This is a genomic window from Caballeronia sp. LZ024, from assembly GCF_031451455.1.
In the GTDB taxonomy this organism is placed as follows: domain Bacteria; phylum Pseudomonadota; class Gammaproteobacteria; order Burkholderiales; family Burkholderiaceae; genus Caballeronia; species Caballeronia telluris.
The window spans coordinates 1846633-1866715 of the sequence record NZ_JARUXL010000001.1 but is presented as its reverse complement, the minus strand read 5'-3'; the positions used below and the strand labels follow the sequence as shown (position 1 = coordinate 1866715).

Below are 20083 nucleotides of genomic sequence, written 5' to 3'. Positions count from 1 at the left end.
GAAGCAAAGCAGGGCGCCTTCGCAGCGCCCTGATTTATGTACTAGCCCGGGGTGTCACAGGTTGCTGTCGAGGAACGCGGTGAGTTGCGACTTCGACAATGCGCCGACCTTCTGAGCGGCCACGGCGCCGTTCTTGAACAGGATCAGCGTGGGGATGCCGCGCACGCCGAACTTGACCGGCGTCGACTGATGTTCGTCGACGTTGATCTTCGCGATCTGCAGGCGATCGCCGTAATCCTTCGCGACTTCGTCGAGGATCGGGGCAATCATCTTGCACGGACCGCACCACTCGGCCCAGAAGTCGAGCAGGACAGGTTTATCCGACTTGACGACATCCTGTTCAAACGATGCGTCGCTGATATGCTTGATTGATTCGCTCATTATCTGAATACCTCTATGGATTCGAGGCCTGCGTTTGAATGCTCGCCACGATACACCAAAACAAGAAAGTTCTTCGTTGCTGCGGAAGTGAAAACCGCTCGCATGCCGCACGCGACAAAGCCTTTGCTTTGAGCCGCGAACGTGCCGGAGCACGCCGGTTACGGGTAATTCACATGTCATCTTAGCCTACTTTGCTATCCGTTGCCGGATGCCGATAGGGACGTCGAGCGAGCATCGATACGACCCACATGCGGGCGCAAACCGAATGCGCAAGAGGCCGCCGAAACGCTTGCGGAACAAGGCCCGACGGACGCTCGTCCAAGCGCGATCGAAGCCGGAGGTGCGCTTCTGTCCATCCGATGATACAATTCGTCGTGACGGGCCTCCTCGCATGGCGGCGCGGTCAACCTGGTCAGGTCGGGAACGAAGCAGCCACAGCCGTTTTCCGCCAGTGCCGAGGGTCGGGCTCGTCACCTTCCGCTTTTTCTCTGCTTTTCTCCCCCTCGTTTTCACGCCGCTCGGCACGCTTTGAACGCATGCCCGAAGGGCCATTGCGTCCGCCTTTGTCGCGTGACGTTGCTGATACAATTTCGGCATGACCTATCAAGTTCTCGCACGCAAATGGCGGCCGAAATCGTTCGCGTCGCTCGTCGGCCAAGAGCACGTCGTTCGTGCGCTCACGCACGCGCTCGACGGCGGCCGCCTGCACCACGCCTATCTGTTCACGGGCACGCGCGGCGTCGGCAAGACGACGCTCTCGCGTATCTTCGCGAAGGCGCTCAATTGTGAAACGGGCGTGACCTCCACGCCGTGCGGCGTGTGCCGCGCGTGCCGGGAAATCGACGAGGGGCGTTTCGTCGACTATGTCGAGATGGATGCGGCGAGCAATCGCGGCGTCGACGAGATGGCGGCGCTGCTTGAGCGCGCCGTGTACGCGCCGGTCGATGCGCGCTTCAAGGTCTATATGATCGACGAAGTGCACATGCTCACGAACCACGCGTTCAACGCGATGTTGAAGACGCTCGAAGAGCCGCCGTCGCATGTCAAGTTCATCCTCGCCACGACCGATCCGCAGAAGATTCCCGTGACCGTGCTGTCGCGCTGCCTGCAGTTCAATCTGAAGCAGATGCCGGCGGGGCACATCGTTTCGCATCTCGAGAACATTCTCGGCGAAGAAAAGATTCCGTTCGAGGCGCAGGCGCTGCGGCTCTTGTCGCGCGCGGCCGACGGCAGCATGCGCGACGCGCTGTCGCTCACCGATCAGGCGATCGCCTATTCGGCCAATCAGGTCACCGAGGAAGCCGTGCGCGGCATGCTCGGCGCGCTCGATCAGAGCTATCTGATCCGACTGCTCAATGCGCTCGCCGCCGGTGACGGCGAGGCCGTGCTTTCGGTCGCCGATGAAATGGCGCTGCGCAGCCTGTCGTTCTCCACCGCGTTGCAGGATCTGGCGAGTCTGCTGCACAGGATCGCGTGGGCGCAGTTCGCGCCGGCGTCGGTGCTGGATGAGTGGCCCGAAGCCGAAGACATCCGCCGCTTCGCCGATGCGCTTTCCGCCGAGCAGGTCCAACTGTTCTATCAGATCGCCACGGTCGGACGCAGCGAACTGGGGCTCGCGCCGGACGAATACGCCGGCTTCACGATGACGCTGCTTCGCATGCTCGCCTTCGAGCCGGCTGGCGGCCCGGGCGGCGGCGGTGGCGTCGCGGTCAATGCGCCGGCGGGCGGTTCGGCGAGAAAGGCGGGGGCGGTAGCGGCAACGGCTGCGAACGCCGCGTCCGCGCAGGCGTCTCGCGTGAACGGAGCCGCGACGGTTGAACGTGCGGCGCCTGCAGCATCGGCACAAAGCGGGGCGATGCCCGTCATGCCGGCCGATGCGAAGCGTACCGCCGAGTCCGCCGAACCGGTGGCGTCCGGGCTCGACGCAGCGTCCACCGACTCGTCGGCCACCGACGCTTCGGCCGAGCCGCAGCCGTCGTCGCGCGATGAAGCATCACCGGCTGCGCCGGTCGCACCGATCGCCGCCGCCGCGCAGCAGGCCGCAACCGCGTCCGAACGCGACGCGGAACCGCCCGTCGACAATAGCGGCCGGACCGCTGCGCCGCGCGCCGCTTCCGGCGCGAGTGCTGCGCTGGACGTGCTGCGTAGCGCCGGCATGCGGATTTCGTCCGATCGCGGCGCGCGCGCGGCGCCGGCCACGCCGAAGCCCGTCGCAGCGAAACCCGCAGCCCCCGCTGTTCCAATCCCGACGCCGCGTCGTTCGTCCGCAGCGCAGCCGGTCGAATCGACGCCAGCTGCCGCGCCGAAGCGCGACGCCGCCGCGTCGGTGCCCCCGTGGGAAGACATGCCGCCGGACGATTACCAGCCGGCATCCGCGGAAGACGCCTATTTCATGCCGCCCGACGACGGCTTCGTGCCCGCGTTCGAAAGCGGCCCGGACGACCTGCGCTTTAACGCGACGCCCGCTCCCGCACCGAAAGTCGATACGCGCCCGCTGCCGCCCGCCGTCCCGCTCGATGCGATCGGCGTCAAGGGAGACTGGCCCGCGCTCGCCGTCGATCTGCCGCTGAAAGGCATCTCCTACCAGCTCGCGTTCAACAGCGAACTGACCGCCTGCGACGCCACCTCGATTGCGCTCAGCGTGCCCGTGCCGCAGTACGCCGAAGCGTCGCAGGTCGCGAAGCTGAAGACGGCGCTTGCCGACAAGCTCGGCCGCGCACTCGAAGTCAGCGTGACGGTCGGTCCGGCGCGCCGCACGGCCGCCGCGCTCGACGCCGCCCTGCGCGCGAAGCGCCAGCAGGAAGCGGAGCAGGAAATCGCGCGGGACCCGTTCGTGCAGTCGCTGATCCGCGACTTCGGGGCGAGTATCGTGCAGGGGTCGATCAAGCCGCTGGCATCGTCGGGCACGGCGGCCGGCAACTGAGTATCGACGCACCCCGCAGTAACGAACACGCAGCATCGGACAATCAAGGCGCACCCGACGCACACGCATGCGCCGATGTCCGCCACGCATACGCACCACATCGATTTCCAGGCAAGGAGCCACATCATGATGAAGAATCAACTCGCCGGGCTGATGAAGCAGGCCCAGCAGATGCAGGAAAACATGAAGAAGATGCAGGACCAGCTCGCGCTGATCGAAGTGGAAGGGCAGTCGGGAGCGGGCCTCGTCAAGGTGACGATGACCTGCAAGAACGACGTGCGCCGCGTGCAGATCGACCCGAGCCTGCTCGCCGACGACAAGGACATGCTCGAAGACCTCGTCGCCGCCGCCTTCAACGACGCCGTGCGCAAGGCCGAAGCCACCACGCAGGAAAAGATGAGCGGCATGACGGCCGGCATGCCGATGCCCCCGGGCTTCAAGATGCCGTTCTGATCGCCTGCGCTCGTCGAACACAGGGAATACGCAGGGAAACATGAAACAGCCTTCTGCCTTGTCGGCGCTCGTCGAAGCGTTGCGGGCGCTGCCCGGCGTCGGCCCGAAGTCGGCGCAGCGCATGGCCTACCACCTGATGCAGCACGACCGCGCGGGCGCCGAGAAGCTCGGGCGCTCGCTCGTCTTCGCGACGGAGCACCTGAAGCACTGCGAGATGTGCAACACGTTCACCGAGGCGGCGATCTGCGAGGTGTGCAGCGATGCCGAGCGCGATCCCGCGCTCCTGTGCGTCGTCGAAACGCCCGCAGACCAGGTCATGCTCGAACAGACGCTCACGTATCGCGGCCTCTATTTCGTGCTGATGGGCCATCTGAGCCCGCTCGACGGCATCGGCCCGAAGGAGATCCACTTCGACCGGCTGATCGGCCGCGCGAACGATGGCCTTGTGCAGGAAGTCGTGCTCGCCACCAACTTCACGAACGAAGGCGAGGCGACCGCGCACTATCTCGCGCAGACCTTGAAGTCGAAAGGCCTGAAGGTGACGCGGCTCGCGCGCGGCGTGCCGGTGGGCGGGGAACTCGAATACGTCGACGCCGGAACCATCGCGCGCGCGATGCTCGACCGGCGTTCGGTATAGGAGCATTGCAATGACGGAAGAAGAAGCGAAGGCGCTCGCCACGCATCGGCATTACAAGGGCGGGCTGTATCGCGTGATCGGCGTGGCGCGGCATTCGGAGACGGAAGAACCGATGATCGTCTACGAACACCTGTGGCCGCATGAACGCGGACTGTGGGTGCGGCCGGCCGAGATGTTCAACGGCACGCTCGCGGACGGCACGCCGCGTTTTACGGCGCTCGACATTCCGCTCTAGTCCGGGCGCGCCAGAACAACAAAATCGGAGACGACACCATGAGCACATCGACCGGGCCGCTCGCCGGCGTCAAGGTGCTGGAACTCGGCACGCTGATCGCGGGCCCCTTCGCCGCGCGCTTCATGGGCGAATTCGGCGCGGACGTCATCAAGATCGAAGATCCGAACGGCGGCGATCCGCTGCGCAAGTGGCGCAAGCTCTATCCGGAAGTCGGCGGGACGTCGCTCTGGTGGGCCGTGCAGGCGCGCAACAAGAAGTCCGTGACCGTGAACCTCAAGGCCGAGGAGGGCAAGGAGATCGTCCGCCGGCTCGCGAAGGAAGCGGATATCGTCGTCGAGAATTTCCGGCCGGGGCTGCTCGAAAAGCTCGGGCTCGGCTATGAAGTGCTGTCGGCGGAAAATCCCGGACTCGTGATGGTGCGCCTCTCGGGCTACGGGCAGACCGGCCCGTATCGCGACCGGCCGGGCTTCGGCGCGATCGCCGAATCGATGGGCGGCCTGCGGCACATCACGGGTTATCCGGACTTGCCGCCGCCGCGCATCGGCATCTCGATCGGCGATTCGATCGCGGCCCTGCACGGCGTGATCGGCGCGCTGATGGCGCTGCACCACAAGAAGGCGAACGGCGGCAAGGGACAGGTGGTCGACGTCGCGCTATACGAAGCCGTCTTCAACATGATGGAGAGTGTCGTGCCGGAGTACGGCGTGTACGGCCTCGTGCGCGAACGCACGGGCGCGTCGCTGCCGGGCATCGTGCCGTCGAACACGTATCCGTGCCGCGACGGCAGCATCGTGATCGGCGGCAACAGCGATCCGATCTTCAAGCGCCTGATGAATGCCATCGAGCGCGACGATCTCGCGAACGATCCCGCGCTCGCCTCGAACGACGGCCGCGTGCCGCGCACGCAGGAAATCGACGACGCGATCGCCGCCTGGCTGAAAACGCGCAGCATCGACGAGGCGCTCGCGGTTCTTAATGCCGTTGACGTGCCGGCGGGGCGGATCTTCAGCGTCGCGGACATGTTCACCGATCCGCAATACATCGCGCGCCAGATGCTGCAGCGGTTTCCGTGGCAGGACGGCCGCGAGATCACGCTGCCGAACGTGACGCCGAAGCTCTCGGAGACGCCCGGCGAGACCCGCTGGCTCGGGCCGCAACTCGGTGAACACACGGATGAAGTCCTTCAGTCGCTCGGGTATCATCCTGACGATATTTTGAGACTGCGGACCGCAAAGGTGATCTAGGCACCTGGCTGGAAGGCGCGTCCGCTGACAAGAACACAAAGACCGGAGATGGAAGTCGATGAAACGCAGAACGTTCGTGGCGAGCGGTGTCGTGCTCGCAGGTGGTGCATTGTCGGGCGCGCCGCTCGCCTTCGGGCAGGCGAAGCTGGAGCAGTCGAAGGTGTCGGTCGCGGTCGGCGGCAAGAATCTGTTTTATTACCTGCCGCTCACGATCGCGGAGCGCCGTAACTACTTCAAGGATGAAGGGCTCGAAGTCGAGATCGCCGACTTCGCCGGCGGCGCGAAGGCGTTGCAGGCGGCAGTCGGCGGCAGCGCCGATGTTGTCTCCGGCGCGTTCGAGCACACGCTGCTCTTGCAGGCGAAGAACCAGTATTTCCGCGAATTCGTGCTGCAGGGACGCGCGCCGCAGATCGTGCTCGCGGTATCGAAGAAGGCGATGCCGAACTTCAAGTCCGTCGCCGACCTGAAGGGCAAGAAGATCGGCGTGACGGCGCCCGGTTCGTCGACGTCGATCATGGCGAGCTACGTGCTCGCGAAGGCCGGGCTCACGGCGAGCGACGTCTCGTTCATCGGCGTCGGCGCGGGCGCGGGCGCGATCGCCGCGCTGCAGTCCGGGCAGATCGATGCGATCGCGAATCTCGATCCGGTGATGACCAAGCTCGATCGCGCGGGCGACATCCGCATCGTCTCGGATACGCGCACGCTCGCGGACACGAAGGCCGTCTTCGGCGGCAACATGCCGGCGGGGTGCCTGTACGCGTCGCAGAGTTTCATCACGAAGAATCCGAACACCACGCAGGCGCTGACCAACGCGATGGTCCGCGCGCTGAAGTGGCTGCAAACGGCGTCAGGCTCCGAGCTGATCGCGACGGTGCCCGAAGGCTTCCTGCTCGGCGACCGCGCGCTCTACCTCGATTCCTGGCAGCACGTGAAGGAAGCGATGTCGCCCGACGGCCTGATGCCGGCCGACGGTCCCGCGACGTCGCTCAAGACGCTCCAGGCGTTCGACCAGACGGTGAAGGGCAAGCCGATCGATCTGTCGAAGGCGTGGACCAACGACTTCGTGAAGAAGGCGCTCTCGACGGTCAAGGCGTGACGCCGATGCAAGCTTCTCTTCAGGGTTACGCGCTCGCGCTGGAAGACATCACCTGCACGTTCGCGTCGCGCGAGAACCGGGCGGCGCGCTACACCGCCGTGAAGGACACGACGCTTCGCATCGCGCCGGGCGAATTCGTATCGGTCGTCGGGCCGACGGGTTGCGGCAAGTCCACGCTGCTCAACGTCGGCGCGGGGTTGTTGCAGCCGTCGTCGGGCGCGGTGACCGTGTTCGGCGAAACGCTCGACGGCATCAACAAGCGCGCCGGCTACATGTTCCAGGCCGAAGCGCTGATGCCGTGGCGCTCGGCGCTCGACAACGTCACGGCGGGTCTCTCGTTTCGCGGCGTGCCGAAAGACGAGGCGCGCGAGCGCGGCGAGGAGTGGCTAAAGCGCGTGGGTCTCGGCGGCTTCGGCGACCGCTATCCGCACCAGCTGTCGGGCGGCATGCGCAAGCGCGTCGGCATGGCGCAGACGCTGATCCTCGATCCGGACATCATCCTGATGGACGAGCCGTTTTCCGCCCTCGACATCCAGACGCGCCAGCTGATGGAAAACGAGCTGCTCGATCTCTGGGCCGCGAAGCGCAAGGCCGTGCTCTTCATCACGCACGATCTGGACGAAGCGATCTCGATGTCCGATCGCGTCGTCGTGCTGTCGGCGGGGCCGGGCACGCATCCGATCGGCGAATTCGTTATCGATTTGCCGCGTCCGCGCGACGTCGCCGAAATCCGCTCGCATCCGCGCTTCGTCGAACTGCACGCGCAAATCTGGGGCGTGCTGCGCGAAGAGGTATTGAAAGGCTATCAGCAGCAACTCACCGCCGTCTAACCAAACGCCGCGAAGGCGGAACAAGATCATGTGGAACAAATTGCGCCCGAATCGCGCAAACCTGGCGGTGTGGCAGTGGCTGCTGCTCGTATTGTGCTTCGTGCTCTGGTACGTGCTCACGAGCCCGACGCTCCTACCCGCGTTTTATTTCGACGACAACAGCAAGGCCGCGTTCTTCTTCGGCGAGCCGCAGAAGGTGCTCTTGCGCATCTGGGAATGGTTCACGACCGGCGAAATCTACGTTCACCTGTGGGTGACGCTGATCGAAACCGTGCTCGCGTTCGTGATCGGCACGGTGTTGGGACTGGGGGTCGGGCTGTGGCTCGCGCTCGCACCGATGATGAGCGCGCTCCTCGATCCGTACATCAAGGCCGCCAACTCGATGCCGCGCGTGATTCTCGCGCCGATCTTCGCGGTCTGGTTCGGTCTCGGCATCTGGTCGAAGGTTGCGCTGGGCGTCACGCTCGTGTTCTTCATCGTGTTCTTCAACGTCTATCAGGGCGTGAAGGAAGTGAGCCCGGTCGTGCTCGCGAACGCGCGCATGCTCGGCGCGAACCGCAAGCAACTGCTGCAGCACGTCTATTTGCCGAGCGCGACGAGCTGGGTGTTTTCGAGCCTGCATACGTCGGTCGGACTGGCGTTCGTCGGCTCGGTGGTCGGCGAGTATCTGGGCTCGGCGCGCGGCGTCGGCTATCTGATCCTGCAGGCCGAAGGCACCTTCGACATCAACACCGTCTTCGCCGGGATTCTCGTGCTCACGGCGTTCGCGCTGGTGCTCGACGGCATCGTTGCGCTGGTCGAGCGGCGGCTGATGAAATGGCAGCCGAAGACCGGAGAAACCGAGAAGCTGTGACGCGCTTGATGCCAGATTGAAAAAAGGCGCGCCGGATTGCCCGGCGCGCCTTTTTTTCATGCCACGCGGTGCCCCGTCGCTGGGCTCACGGCACGATGACCACTTTCCCGGTGACGCGGCGGTTCGCCATGTCGTCGAGCGCTTGCGGAGTTTCATCGAGCGAGTAGCGTTTCGACACGTGCGGCAGCAGCCTGCCTTCCCTGATCCAGCCGATCATCCGCTCGAAGCCTTCGTGGGCGAGCTCCGCCTCGCGCTTCATGTGCTCGCCCCAAAACACGCCGACGATGCTCGCGCCCTTCAGGAGCACGAGATTGAGCGGCAGCTTCGGAATCTCGCCGTTGGCGAAGCCGATCACGAGATAGCGCCCGCGCCACGCGATGCTGCGAAACGCCGGTTCCGCGTAGCTGCCGCCGACCGGATCGAAGATCACGTCGGGGCCGCGGCCGTCCGTCAGCGCCTTGATACGTTCGCGCAGATCCTCACGCGCATAGTCGATGGTCGCGTCCGCGCCGTTTTCGGTGCACAGCGCGAGCTTCTCCGCGCTCGATGCCGCCGCGATCACCCGCGCGCCCAGAGCCTTGCCGATCTGCACCGCCGCGAGGCCGACGCCGCCCGCGGCGCCGAGTACGAGCATCGTCTCGCCGGCCTTGAGCGCCGCCCGGTCGACGACCGCGTGATACGACGTGCCGTAAGCCAGCGTGAACGCGGCGGCGTGCGCGAGATCGACGTCATCGGGAAGCCGCACGCACGACGACGCGCTCGCCACCGCCTGCTCGGCGAAGGCGCCCTGCGCGGTGTAGGCAGCGACGCGCATGCCCGGCGAGAACTGCGTCACGCCCGCACCGACTTCGCGCACGATGCCCGCGAGCTCGGCGCCCGGCGTGAATGGCAGCGGCGGCTTGAACTGATATTTGTTCTGGATGATGAGCACGTCGGGGAAGTTCACGCTCGCGGCTTTCACGTCGATCACGACTTCGCCCGCACCCGGATGCAGGTCGGGGAAGGTCTCGATGGAAAGGGCTTCGGGTGGTCCGTAGCGGGTGCATCGAACGGCGCGCATCTCGTCTCCTGATCGGGGTTCACGGCATCGCGCATCAGTGTAGAGCATGGGCTGCCGCGTCGTGGGCGTGCCATCTTTCCTCGGTTACAATCGTCGGATGCGAATCCTACTCAGCAACGACGACGGTTATCTGGCGCGCGGCATCAACGTGCTGCACGACGCCCTGTGTCCGCTCGGCGAGCTCACCGTGATGGCGCCGGAGCAGAACTGCAGCGGCGCGTCGAACTCGCTCACGCTTTCGCGGCCGCTCAGCATCCATCAGGCGGCGAACGGCTTTTACTACGTGAACGGCACGCCCACCGACTCCGTTCACATCGCGCTCACCGGCATGCTCGACAACAAGCCGGACCTCGTCGTGTCGGGAATCAACAACGGTCAGAACGTCGGCGAGGACACGCTTTATTCGGGCACCGTCGCCGCCGCCACCGAAGGCTTCATGTTCGGCATTCCGGCGATCGCGTTTTCGCTCGTCGGGCGCGACTGGCTGCATCTCGATGCGGCCTCGCGCGTCGCCGCGGAAATCGTCGCCCATTTTCTAGAGCATCCGATGCCCGGCCATCCGCTTTTGAACGTGAACATTCCGAGCCTGCCTTACGAGCAGATGGGCGAATGGCAGGTGACGCGGCTCGGCAAGCGCCATCCGTCGCAGCCGGTGATCCGCCAGACCGATCCGCGCGGCAATCCGATCTACTGGATCGGGCCGTCGGGCGATGCGCTCGATGCGAGCGAAGGCACCGATTTCCACGCCGTCGCGAACGGCCATGTGTCGATTACGCCGCTGCAACTTGACCTCACGCATACGAAGCTCTTGTCGGACACGCGCGAATGGGCGCGCGCCGGGAGCCATCGCTCATGACCGACGAGCGCGCGAAGCGCTTCCCGCTCGCGCTCGCCGATCTGGTCCGCGAGCCGAAGAAGCCGGGCGCCCGGCCGAACGAAGTGCGCGCCAAGGCCGCGACGGCCGTGAGCAGTGCGCTGCGATCGGTGCCGGGTGTCGGCGCGGTGAATTCCGCGACGCAGAAAAGCCGTACCGGCAAGCCGGTCGTCGCCGTTCAGGCCGCGGTCAAACCGGCCAAGCCAACTGTGCCGAGAACCGCGAATCCCGCGTCGGTCGTCGCGACCAGGACGCCGCTGCGCACCGTCGCGCCGGCGGCACCGGCCAGCCCAAGGGTTGCGAGCGCCGTCGCGCATCAGTTGCCGGGCGCGTTGCGCGCGGCGCCGCGCCAGAACGAGCACCGCGAAGCGACCGCAAGCACCGCCAACGTGAAACGCGGCGCGCCGAATGTCGCGCTGAACACGGCGCACGCGCTGACCTCGGAACGGGTTCGCGAGCGCATGGTCGAAAGGCTGCGCGCGAACGGCATCGCCGATGCGCGGGTGCTCAACGCGATGTCAGTTGTCCCGCGCCATATGTTCGTCGATCCCGGACTAGCCGCGCAGGCCTATGAAGACGCCGCGCTGCCGATCGGCCATCATCAGACGATCTCGAAGCCATCGGTGGTCGCGCGCATGATCGAGCTCGTCGCGGCGGGGCGCTCGCTCGCGAAGGTGCTCGAGATCGGCACCGGCTGCGGCTATCAGGCGGCCGTGCTGTCGCAGGTCGCAACGGAGGTCTATTCGATCGAGCGGGTGCGCCCGCTGTCGGAGCGCGCGAAGCTCAATCTGCGCCCGCTGCGCGTGCCGAACATCCGCCTGCATTACGGCGACGGCCGCCTCGGCCTGCCGCCGGCGGCGCCGTTCGATGCGATCGTCATCGCGTGCGCGGGGCTCTGCGTGCCGCAGGCGCTGCTCGAGCAACTGGCGGTCGGCGGCAGGCTCGTCGCGCCGGTCGGCTCGCAGGACGCGCAGTCGCAGGTGCTGACGCTCGTCGAGCGCGTATCGCCGACGCAGTGGCGGAAGTCCCAGCTCGATCGCGTTTTCTTTGTACCCTTAAAATCCGGAGTGATTTGACACCGATGAGTATGTTGCGTTTTGTGCGAGAAGGGAGCGTGTTGGTCCGCCGGACGGCGGTCGAGCGCGGCGTGTGCATCCTCGCGCTGTCCATGCTGGCAGCCTGTGCGACGCGGATGGAGCAGGCGCCGGTCGTCGACCGGACCGGCGCGCCGCTGTCCACCGAAGCGGCGCAGGCGGCGCAGAACGGTCCGCCGCCGCCCGGCTATGTCCGTGTGAAACCGGGCGACACCCTATATCGGATCGCACTGGAAAACGGTCAGAATTATCGCGATATCGCGGCATGGAACAACATGACCAATCCGAACCAGATCGAAGTCGGTCAGCTGGTTCGGGTGGCGCCGCCGGGAGCGAATCTCGCCGCGACGACGCCGGGCGTGTCGACGGCGCCGATCGCGGGCGGTGCCGTGCTGGCGCAGCCGCTCAACAATTCGACCTACGGCACGCCGCAACCGGGCGTGACGACCGGAACGACCGCGGCGGCGCCGGTGTACGGCTCGGCCTCGGGAATGGGAACGGCGCCGGGAATGGCACCGGGAGTCGGCGCGGGCGCCGCGGCAGGCATGGCCGGCATCGACAACAACGCGGCCACGGCGCCGGCGACGCAGCCGGCGTTCATCTGGCCGGTGCGCGGCCCGATCATCGGCACGTTCGACGATGCGAAGAACAAGGGCTTGAACATCGGCGGCGCGCCGGGCGACCCGGTGAACGCGTCGGCGGACGGACGCGTGGTTTACTCCGGAAATGGGCTGCGCGGCTACGGCAATCTCATTATCATCAAGCACGATGCGACTTTTCTCACGGCATATGCACATAACCGCGCTTTGATGGTAAAAGAGGGTGACGCGGTGACAAAAGGGCAGAAAATCGCTGAGATGGGTAATAGCGATTCGGATCGCGTGATGTTGCATTTCGAAGTCCGCCGGCAGGGCAAACCTGTCGACCCGCTGAAGTACTTGCCGCCGCAATAAAAAGCGAAACCATCATGCCTAAAACGAAGCGCCGCCTCCCTCAAGCCGAGACTGAGTCGATCAGCCGACCTATGCAAGTGTCGGTGGAAGACGGTGCTTCGAGCCACGACGAAGAAGACACCGAAACGGTCGACGTCGAAATCGACGCCGCCGACGACGAATCCGGCGAATCCGGCATACGCACCAAAGACACGATCGACGCCGCAAACGATTCCGCGCCCGACGCCGACGATTTCCGCTCGATTTTGCAGGCGGAACTCACCGCCGACACCATCCAGCATTATCTGAATCGAATCAGCGTCAAGCCGCTTTTGACGGTCGAGGAAGAGCAGCGTTATTCGCGCCTCGCGAAGGCGGGCGAATTCGAGGCGCGCCAGGTCATGATCGAGCGCAATCTGCGGCTCGTCGTGAGTATCGCAAAGGGTTATCTGAATCGCGGCGTGCCGCTGCTCGATCTGATCGAAGAGGGCAATCTCGGTCTCATGCACGCGATCGAAAAATTCGATCCGACGCGCGGTTTCCGCTTTTCGACCTACGCCACCTGGTGGATTCGCCAGAGCATCGAGCGCGCCATCATGAATCAGGCGCGCACGGTGCGCCTGCCGGTGCATGTGATCCGCGAGTTGAACCAGGTGCTGCGCGCCAAGCGTCATCTGGAAAAAAATTCTGCGAATTCGAACACGGCGATCGCGCCGGACCGCCGCGACGCGAGCATCGACGACATCGCGTACCTGACCGGCAAGACGCCCGAGGAAGTTACCGACATCCTCGCGCTGAACGAACACACCGCGTCGCTCGACGCGCCGCTCGATCTCGACCCGGGTTCGAGCCTGCTCGACCTCTTGTCCGACGACCAGAGCCAGTCGCCCGACGCCGAAGTGCAGCACCGCGAACTGGAGACGCTCACGCGCCTGTGGCTGTCGCGTCTGTCGGACAAACATCGGCATGTGATCGAGCGCCGGTTCGGGCTGAATCACATCGAACCGGCGACGCTTGAAGAGCTCGCCGACGAAATGGGCCTCACGCGCGAACGTGTGCGCCAGATCCAGCAAGAGGCGCTCGTGCGGCTCAAGCGCTTTTTCGCTTCCAACGGCGTGCGCAAGGACGCCGTGCTCTAGCATTCGATGACTCCCATCCTCGTTTTCGACATCGAGACGATTCCCGATGTCGACGGTATTCGCCGTCTCGAAGATCTGCCCGCTGACCTCTCCGACGCCGAAGTCGCCGAATTTGCCTTTGCCGCGCGCCGCGAGCGCGTCGGCAACGACTTTCTGCCGCATCATCTGCAGCGGATCGCGGCGATTTCCTGCGTGTTTCGCGACAACACGGGTTTCCGCGTGCGCTCGCTCGGCACGCCGCAGGACCCGGAAGCGTCGCTGATCCAGTCGTTCTTTCGGGTGATCGAAAAGTACACGCCGCAGCTCGTCTCGTGGAACGGCGGCGGGTTCGATCTGCCCGTGCTCCATTACCGTGCACTGGTGCACGGCGTCACGGCGTCGCGCTACTGGGACGCCGGCCAGGACGACCGCGAGTTCAAGTTCAACAACTACCTGAGCCGCTACCACACGCGCCACACCGACCTGATGGACGTCCTCGCGATGTACCAGGCGCGCGCGAACGCGCCGCTCGATGCGCTCGCGAAGCTCTGCGGCTTTCCGGGCAAGCTCGGGATGGACGGCGGCAAGGTGTGGGAGGCGTACTGCGCGGGCCGGATCGACGAAATCCGCGCTTATTGCGAAACGGACGTCGTCAATACGTACCTGATGTACTGCCGGTTCCAGTTGATGCGCGGCGGTTTTTCGCCCGACGAGTACGCCGACGAGATCAATTTCGTGAAGAACGCGCTCGCGCTCGAACCCGCACCGCACTGGGCCGAATATCTGGCCGCGTTCGGACGCTGACGCGCCGGCGGTTTGGCCTGCCGCGCTGCGACGTTCGTCTACAATCTCGCCTTTGTCATGTCAGTCAGGAAGTACGCAGGTGTCTGAAGCCGCTCGAAAACCGCATCGCCGCCGCGCCGCGCCGGCCCGAAACGTCGTCGCCGATCCTTCGTTCGTCGCGCCCGCCATCGAAATCGATTCGCTCGACATGGACGCGCGCGGCGTCGGCCGCACCGTCAACGAAGACGGCGAGCCGGGCAAGGTCATTTTTGTCGAAGGTGCGCTGCCCGGCGAGCGCGTCACCTATTCCAGCTATCGCAAGAAACCCAGTTTCGAGCAGGCGCAGATCGTCGACGTATTGCGCGAAAGCGTGATCCGCACGAAGCCGAAGTGCCCGTTTTTCGGCACCTGCGGCGGCTGCTCGATGCAGCATCTCGACGTGCGCGCACAAATTGCCGTGAAGCAGCGCGTGCTCGAGGACAACCTCCAGCACCTGAGCAAGCTGCGCGCGGAAACCATGTTCCGGCCGATCCACGGGCCGTCGTGGGGCTATCGTTATCGCGCACGGCTGACCGTGCGGTACGTCGAGAAAAAGGGCGGCGTGCTGGTCGGTTTCCACGAAAAGAAGAGCAGCTACGTCGCCGATATGACGAGCTGCGAAGTCCTGCCGCCGCATGTTTCCGCGATGCTCGTGCCGCTGCGGCATCTGGTGGCGGGGCTGTCGATCCGCGAGCGTATGCCGCAGATCGAACTCGCGGTCGGATCGGACGTGACGGCGCTCGTGCTGCGCATCCTCGAACCGCTCACCGAAGCCGACGAGGCGCTGCTGCGCACCTTCGCCGACGAGCACGGCGTGCAGTTCTGGCTGCAGCCGAAGGGCCCGGACACCGTCTACCCGTTCTATCCGCTCGACAAGGAACTGGCTTACACGCTGCCGGAATTCAATATCCGCATGCCGTTCAAGCCGACCGATTTCACGCAGGTGAATCACCAGATCAACCGCGTGCTGGTGAGCCGCGCGCTCAGCTTGCTCGCACCGGCGAAAACCGATCGCGTTCTCGACCTTTTTTGCGGCATTGGCAATTTCACGCTGCCTCTCGCGCGCGTGTCGCGCGAGGTGGTCGGGATCGAGGGCAGCGAGGCGCTCACGACGCGCGCGCTGGAAAACGCGAAGGCGAACGGCGTCGATGCGCATACGTCGTTCGCGTGCCGCAACCTGTTCGAAGTCACCGCCGACGATCTGCGCGCGCTCGGCGCGTTCGACAAATTCCTGATCGATCCGCCGCGCGAGGGCGCGTTGGCGGTCGTGAAGGCGCTCGCGGACATCGCGCAGAGCGGCGACGGACCGTTGCCGAAGCGGATCGTGTACGTGTCGTGCAGCCCGTCGACGCTCGCCCGCGATGCCGGACTGCTCGTGCACGAAGCGGGCTACCGGATGAAGGGCGCGGGCGTCGTGAACATGTTTCCGCACACGTCGCACGTCGAATCGATTGCGCTTTTCGAGCGCGATTAAGCCGCTTTCGGATCGCGCAGACGTAAAAAACCGGCCCGAGGGCCGGTTTTTCGTTGAGGCGAACGCCGGATCAGTTGCGGTTGCCGCCGAAGATGCCGAGCAGCGCCAGCAGGTTCGTGAACACGTTGTACAGATCCAGGTAGATCGCGAGCGTCGCGCTGATGTAGTTCGTCTCGCCGCCGTTCACGACGCGCTGCACGTCGAACAGCATGTACGCGGAGAAGATCACGATCGCGAGCACGGACACCGTCAGCATGAGCGCTGGCAGCTGCAGGAAGATGTTCGCGAACGCCGCGAGCAGAATCACCAGCACGCCCATGAACAGCCACTTGCCGAGGCCCGAGAAATCACGCTTGCTGACCGTCGCGATGGTCGCCATGACCGCGAAGATCACACCCGTGCCGCCGAACGCCATCATGATGAGCTGCGGCCCGTTCGAGAACCCGAGAATGAAGCTCAGGAGACGCGAGAGCATCAGCCCCATGAAGAATGTAAAGCCGAGCAGCACGAGGACGCCGATGGCGCTGTCTTTCGTCTTCTCGATCGCGAACATGAAGCCGAACGCGATGGCGAGGAACGCAATGAAGCTCATCGTCGGGCTGGTGGCCGCGAACAGCGAGAAGCCGGTCGCGACGCCGACCCAGGCGCCGAGCACCGTCGGCACCATTGAGAGCGCCAGCAGCCAATAGGTGTTGCGCAGCACGCGGTTGCGCGTCTCGACCGACGTGACCGTGCCGCTGCGGCCAAAACTGTAGGGTGATTCGTTCATGGTTTCTCCTTGCCTTTGCCTTGATTTGTCGAACAAGACATCCGTAAAGCGGTGGTTTGATGCTCAGGCGCAGCGTCCGCCGGTCGCATGCGCCACAAATATGGGTCTATCTTGCACTGAATTCAATACCGCTGCACCGAAGCGCGCGCCTTCCCGAGCCATCTGTGACGCTTTGTTTGATTCTTACAATATCGTAAGGTTTCAATCGCAATCATACATGTCTTCGTGCTACAATTGTCGATTCATTTAAATTCGTAACCCATTCATTTTTTGGAGTTTTTCATGGCAATCGAGCGCACCCTGTCGATCATCAAGCCGGACGCAGTGGCAAAGAACGTTATCGGCCAGATCTACAGCCGTTTCGAAAATGCTGGCCTCAAGATCGTTGCGTCGCGCATGGTCCACCTGTCGCGCGCCGACGCTGAGAAGTTCTACGCCGTGCACGCCGCACGTCCGTTCTTCAAGGATCTCGTCGAATTCATGATTTCGGGCCCGGTGATGATCCAGGCGCTCGAAGGCGAGAACGCAATCGCCAAGAACCGCGACCTGATGGGCGCGACGGACCCGAAGAAAGCCGACAAGGGCACGATCCGCGCGGATTTCGCCGACAGCATCGACGCCAACGCCGTGCACGGTTCGGACGCACCGGAAACCGCGCGTCAGGAAATCGCGTTCTTTTTCCCGGAAGTGAACGTTTACTCGCGCTAATCTACAGATGATGGCGCTGCCGTCCTCGCGGCGGCGCCTCTCGAATTGGCGCGAACGGCCCGGGCACCCCGCTCGGGCAACGCTCAAGACAGAAATGGCAGAATTCGATATGACGAGCAGCTCAACCGTCAACCTTCTCGATCTCGACGCCGCCGGGCTCGTGGCCTACTGCGACAGCCTGGGGGAAAAGCCGTTTCGCGCCAAGCAGTTGCAGCGCTGGATCCACCAGTACGGCGTCGACGACTTTGACGGCATGACCGACCTGGCAAAATCCCTGCGCGAAAAATTGAAGGGCCGCGCCAACATGGCGATGCCCGGAATCGTCAGCGATCACGTTTCCACCGACGGCACGCGCAAGTGGCTGATCGACGTCGGCAACAGCAACGCGGTCGAAACCGTTTTCATCCCCGAAGAAAATCGCGGCACGCTGTGCGTGTCGTCGCAGGCGGGCTGCGCCGTGAATTGCCGCTTTTGCTCGACGGGCAAACAGGGCTTTTCGCGCAACCTGACGACCGGCGAAATCATCGGTCAATTGCGTATGGCCGAGTTCGCGCTGCGCAAGTCGCTCGGACGCGAGGTCGGCGGCCCGGCCAAGGGCGAGCGCGTCGTGACGAACGTCGTGATGATGGGCATGGGCGAACCCATGCTGAACTACGACGCCGTGGTCCCCGCCATGCGCCTGATGCTCGACGACAACGCCTACGGCCTGTCGCGCCGGCGCGTGACGCTGTCTACCTCGGGCGTCGTGCCGATGATGGACCGCCTCGCCGCCGATCTGCCGGTGGCGCTCGCGGTGTCGCTGCACGCGCCGAACGATCCGCTGCGCGACATGCTGGTGCCGTTGAACAAGAAGTACCCGTTGCGCGAGCTGATGGCGGCCTGCCAGCGCTACCTGAAGGTTGCGCCGCGCGATTTCATCACGTTCGAATACTGCATGCTCGACGGCGTGAACGACACCGAAGCGCACGCGCGGGAACTGCTGGCCGTTATGCGCGACGTGCCGTGCAAATTCAACCTGATTCCGTTCAATCCGTTTCCGGAATCCGGACTCCTGCGTTCGCGCAACGATCAGATCAAGCGTTTCGCGCAGGTGCTGATGGATGCCGGCATCGTGACGACGGTGCGCAAAACGCGCGGCGACGACATCGACGCCGCCTGCGGACAACTCGCGGGCGCCGTACAGGATCGCACGCGACTCGCCGAGCGCATGGGCCGGCAGTCGAAGGTAATCGAAGTCCGGGCCGTGTGAGGCGCGGGCGCGCGAATCGAACAGGCGCGTTTCAGCGCAAAAAGAAAGAAAAACGAAGCAAGCGATCGGATGCGGTACAAAAAACCGCACATTTTGTTATAAAGCGGTCTGCACGAAGCGGCGGGTTGTATTGTGCGCATGACGCGTGCAACCCGGCGCTTTCGAGCGTCAAGTAAAAGAATCGATGCGAGGAATTTGGCATGAGTGAACCGCAGCACCCGACGCCTTTCGGCAGTCGAACCGGCAATCCCTCCGGCCGCGAGCCGGAAGGCGAAGCGTTGGCCGGCCAGGCGGCGTCGAGCGGGAATCAGGCGGGGAGCTTGGAATCGATCGTCGCAGTCGGAGCGCGGCTCGCGCAGCTTCGCACGGCCAAGGGCTGGTCGATCGACGATGTTTCGGCGCGGCTCAAGGTATCGCCGCAAAAAGTGCGTTCGCTCGAAGCGGGCGACCTGAGTCATCTGCCCGACCGCACGTTCGCGGCAGGCATCGTGCGCAGCTACGCGAAAATGCTGGGCGCCGACCCGGCGCCGTTTACGCAGGCGTTGCGCCGCGTGAACGGACCGGTCGAGCAGAATCTGTCGTTGCCGGCTGCGGCGGGCGGCGGCTTGCCGCGCGCACGCGTGTCCGTGCCGCTCAATGGCACGGGGCGGCGCCGCTCGTGGCTGTGGGGCGTGGCCGCCGTGATCGTCGCGGTGATTGCGCTCGCGATGTGGCACACCGGCGGCGACTCCGCCGCGTGGCTCGCGCGCCTGAAGGCGAGTGCGAACGGCACGTCGCTGTCCGGTTCGAACGGAAACAGCGCAACGAGCGCGGCGTCGACCGTTGCGACGCCCGACGAACTGGCCGCTGCCAATACCGGCGAGGCGTCGTCGGCGGAACCCGGCGCCGCCGGAACGCAGCCGATGCCGCATCCGCTTGGCACCAACGCATTGCCGAATTCATCGTCGACGATTGCGGCCGTGCAGGGCGCGAGCGGCGCGGCGCTGGCACCCGCAGCGCCCGCGGTCGCGCCGCCGGCACCGGCCGCGACGGACGCTTCCGCTTCGGCACCGGCCGTCGCGGGGACGGGGACGAATGCACTGGAACTGAAGGTGAAGCAGGACAGCTGGCTCAGCGTGCGCCAGAAAGACGGCAAGGAAGTATTCTCTGGTCTCGTGCACGGCGGCAACGCGCAACGCGTGGAAGGCGAGGCGCCGTTCAAGGTGACGATCGGCAATCGCGCGGGCATGGACTCGCTCACGTTCAACGACGAACCGGTCGATCCCGCCAAATACGCCGCGGCAAAAGGCAACGTCGCGCGCTTTTCGGTGCCCTGAGGCGCGCCGTTCGAC

20 protein-coding genes and 1 other RNA gene are annotated in these 20083 nt (G+C 64.8%); 18 read left to right on the top strand and 3 right to left on the bottom strand.

Annotation, left to right across the window (positions count from 1 at the left end):
* Positions 1-54 precede the first annotated feature (54 nt).
* A complete protein-coding gene (gene trxA, locus QCE48_RS08630; protein ID WP_008349330.1) occupies positions 55-381 on the bottom strand; it encodes a thioredoxin TrxA in 327 nt (108 codons plus the stop codon).
* A gap of 376 nt (positions 382-757) precedes the next feature.
* Between trxA and ffs the strand changes: the two genes are divergently transcribed.
* From ffs to QCE48_RS08585, 9 genes are all read left to right on the top strand, one after another.
* An RNA gene (gene ffs, locus QCE48_RS08625) (signal recognition particle sRNA small type) lies at positions 758-856 on the top strand.
* Positions 857-976: 120 nt separating this feature from the next.
* A complete protein-coding gene (dnaX, locus tag QCE48_RS08620; RefSeq protein WP_309785183.1) occupies positions 977-3304 on the top strand; it encodes a DNA polymerase III subunit gamma/tau in 2328 nt (775 codons plus the stop codon).
* 126 nt (positions 3305-3430) lie between these two features.
* Positions 3431-3757 (top strand): YbaB/EbfC family nucleoid-associated protein, encoded by a 327-nt coding sequence (locus tag QCE48_RS08615; protein ID WP_062636957.1) that lies wholly within the window; start codon positions 3431-3433, stop codon positions 3755-3757.
* 40 nt (positions 3758-3797) lie between these two features.
* Complete coding sequence (recR, locus tag QCE48_RS08610) at positions 3798-4394, top strand: recombination mediator RecR (protein WP_309785184.1); 597 nt, start codon at positions 3798-3800, stop codon at positions 4392-4394.
* Positions 4395-4404: 10 nt separating this feature from the next.
* Positions 4405-4629, top strand: coding sequence for a DUF1653 domain-containing protein (locus QCE48_RS08605; protein WP_309785185.1), 225 nt, complete (start codon positions 4405-4407; stop codon positions 4627-4629).
* A 38-nt stretch (positions 4630-4667) separates the two neighbouring features.
* The gene (locus QCE48_RS08600) at positions 4668-5873 is read left to right on the top strand and encodes a CaiB/BaiF CoA-transferase family protein (RefSeq protein WP_309785186.1); all 1206 of its coding nucleotides are present in this window, start codon (positions 4668-4670) and stop codon (positions 5871-5873) included.
* Between the two features lie 58 nt (positions 5874-5931).
* Entirely contained in the window at positions 5932-6969 is a 1038-nt protein-coding gene (locus QCE48_RS08595; RefSeq protein ID WP_309785187.1) for an ABC transporter substrate-binding protein, read from the top strand.
* Between the two features lie 5 nt (positions 6970-6974).
* The gene (locus tag QCE48_RS08590; protein WP_309785188.1) at positions 6975-7799 is read left to right on the top strand and encodes an ABC transporter ATP-binding protein; all 825 of its coding nucleotides are present in this window, start codon (positions 6975-6977) and stop codon (positions 7797-7799) included.
* Positions 7800-7827: 28 nt separating this feature from the next.
* Positions 7828-8652 carry an ABC transporter permease gene (locus tag QCE48_RS08585; protein ID WP_087632230.1) on the top strand — a complete coding sequence of 275 codons (825 nt, stop codon included), beginning with the start codon at positions 7828-7830 and terminating at the stop codon, positions 8650-8652.
* An 85-nt stretch (positions 8653-8737) separates the two neighbouring features.
* Here the strand turns inward: QCE48_RS08585 and QCE48_RS08580 are convergent, their stop codons facing one another.
* The gene (locus QCE48_RS08580) at positions 8738-9712 is read right to left on the bottom strand and encodes an NADPH:quinone oxidoreductase family protein (protein WP_309785189.1); all 975 of its coding nucleotides are present in this window, start codon (positions 9710-9712) and stop codon (positions 8738-8740) included.
* A 97-nt stretch (positions 9713-9809) separates the two neighbouring features.
* On the opposite strand from QCE48_RS08580, the gene surE reads away from it, so the two are divergent.
* From surE to rlmD, 6 genes are all read left to right on the top strand, one after another.
* On the top strand, positions 9810-10568 hold the full coding sequence (gene surE / locus QCE48_RS08575; protein ID WP_309785190.1) for a 5'/3'-nucleotidase SurE: 759 nt from the start codon (positions 9810-9812) through the stop codon (positions 10566-10568).
* Positions 10565-11662, top strand: a complete 1098-nt coding sequence (locus QCE48_RS08570; RefSeq protein ID WP_309785191.1) for a protein-L-isoaspartate(D-aspartate) O-methyltransferase — start codon at positions 10565-10567, stop codon at positions 11660-11662. The genes surE and QCE48_RS08570 overlap by 4 nt, the downstream gene beginning before the upstream one ends.
* A gap of 5 nt (positions 11663-11667) precedes the next feature.
* Positions 11668-12633 carry a peptidoglycan DD-metalloendopeptidase family protein gene (locus tag QCE48_RS08565; protein ID WP_309788236.1) on the top strand — a complete coding sequence of 322 codons (966 nt, stop codon included), beginning with the start codon at positions 11668-11670 and terminating at the stop codon, positions 12631-12633.
* Between the two features lie 14 nt (positions 12634-12647).
* Entirely contained in the window at positions 12648-13751 is a 1104-nt protein-coding gene (gene rpoS / locus QCE48_RS08560) for an RNA polymerase sigma factor RpoS (protein WP_087632233.1), read from the top strand.
* Between the two features lie 6 nt (positions 13752-13757).
* The gene (locus tag QCE48_RS08555; RefSeq protein WP_087632234.1) at positions 13758-14534 is read left to right on the top strand and encodes a 3'-5' exonuclease; all 777 of its coding nucleotides are present in this window, start codon (positions 13758-13760) and stop codon (positions 14532-14534) included.
* Between the two features lie 79 nt (positions 14535-14613).
* Entirely contained in the window at positions 14614-16026 is a 1413-nt protein-coding gene (gene rlmD, locus QCE48_RS08550) for a 23S rRNA (uracil(1939)-C(5))-methyltransferase RlmD (RefSeq protein ID WP_309785192.1), read from the top strand.
* Between the two features lie 70 nt (positions 16027-16096).
* Here rlmD and QCE48_RS08545 read toward each other — a convergent pair whose 3' ends face one another.
* Entirely contained in the window at positions 16097-16795 is a 699-nt protein-coding gene (locus QCE48_RS08545; protein ID WP_087631148.1) for a Bax inhibitor-1/YccA family protein, read from the bottom strand.
* Between the two features lie 282 nt (positions 16796-17077).
* Here QCE48_RS08545 and ndk point away from each other — a divergent pair, with 282 nt between their 5' ends.
* The 3 genes from ndk to QCE48_RS08530 all read left to right on the top strand — a co-directional run bounded on the left by ndk (position 17078) and on the right by QCE48_RS08530 (position 20068).
* Complete coding sequence (gene ndk, locus QCE48_RS08540) at positions 17078-17503, top strand: nucleoside-diphosphate kinase (protein ID WP_087631147.1); 426 nt, start codon at positions 17078-17080, stop codon at positions 17501-17503.
* 109 nt (positions 17504-17612) lie between these two features.
* On the top strand, positions 17613-18752 hold the full coding sequence (gene rlmN / locus QCE48_RS08535) for a 23S rRNA (adenine(2503)-C(2))-methyltransferase RlmN (protein ID WP_309788237.1): 1140 nt from the start codon (positions 17613-17615) through the stop codon (positions 18750-18752).
* A gap of 200 nt (positions 18753-18952) precedes the next feature.
* Positions 18953-20068 (top strand): RodZ domain-containing protein, encoded by a 1116-nt coding sequence (locus QCE48_RS08530; protein ID WP_309785193.1) that lies wholly within the window; start codon positions 18953-18955, stop codon positions 20066-20068.
* Positions 20069-20083 lie beyond the last annotated feature (15 nt).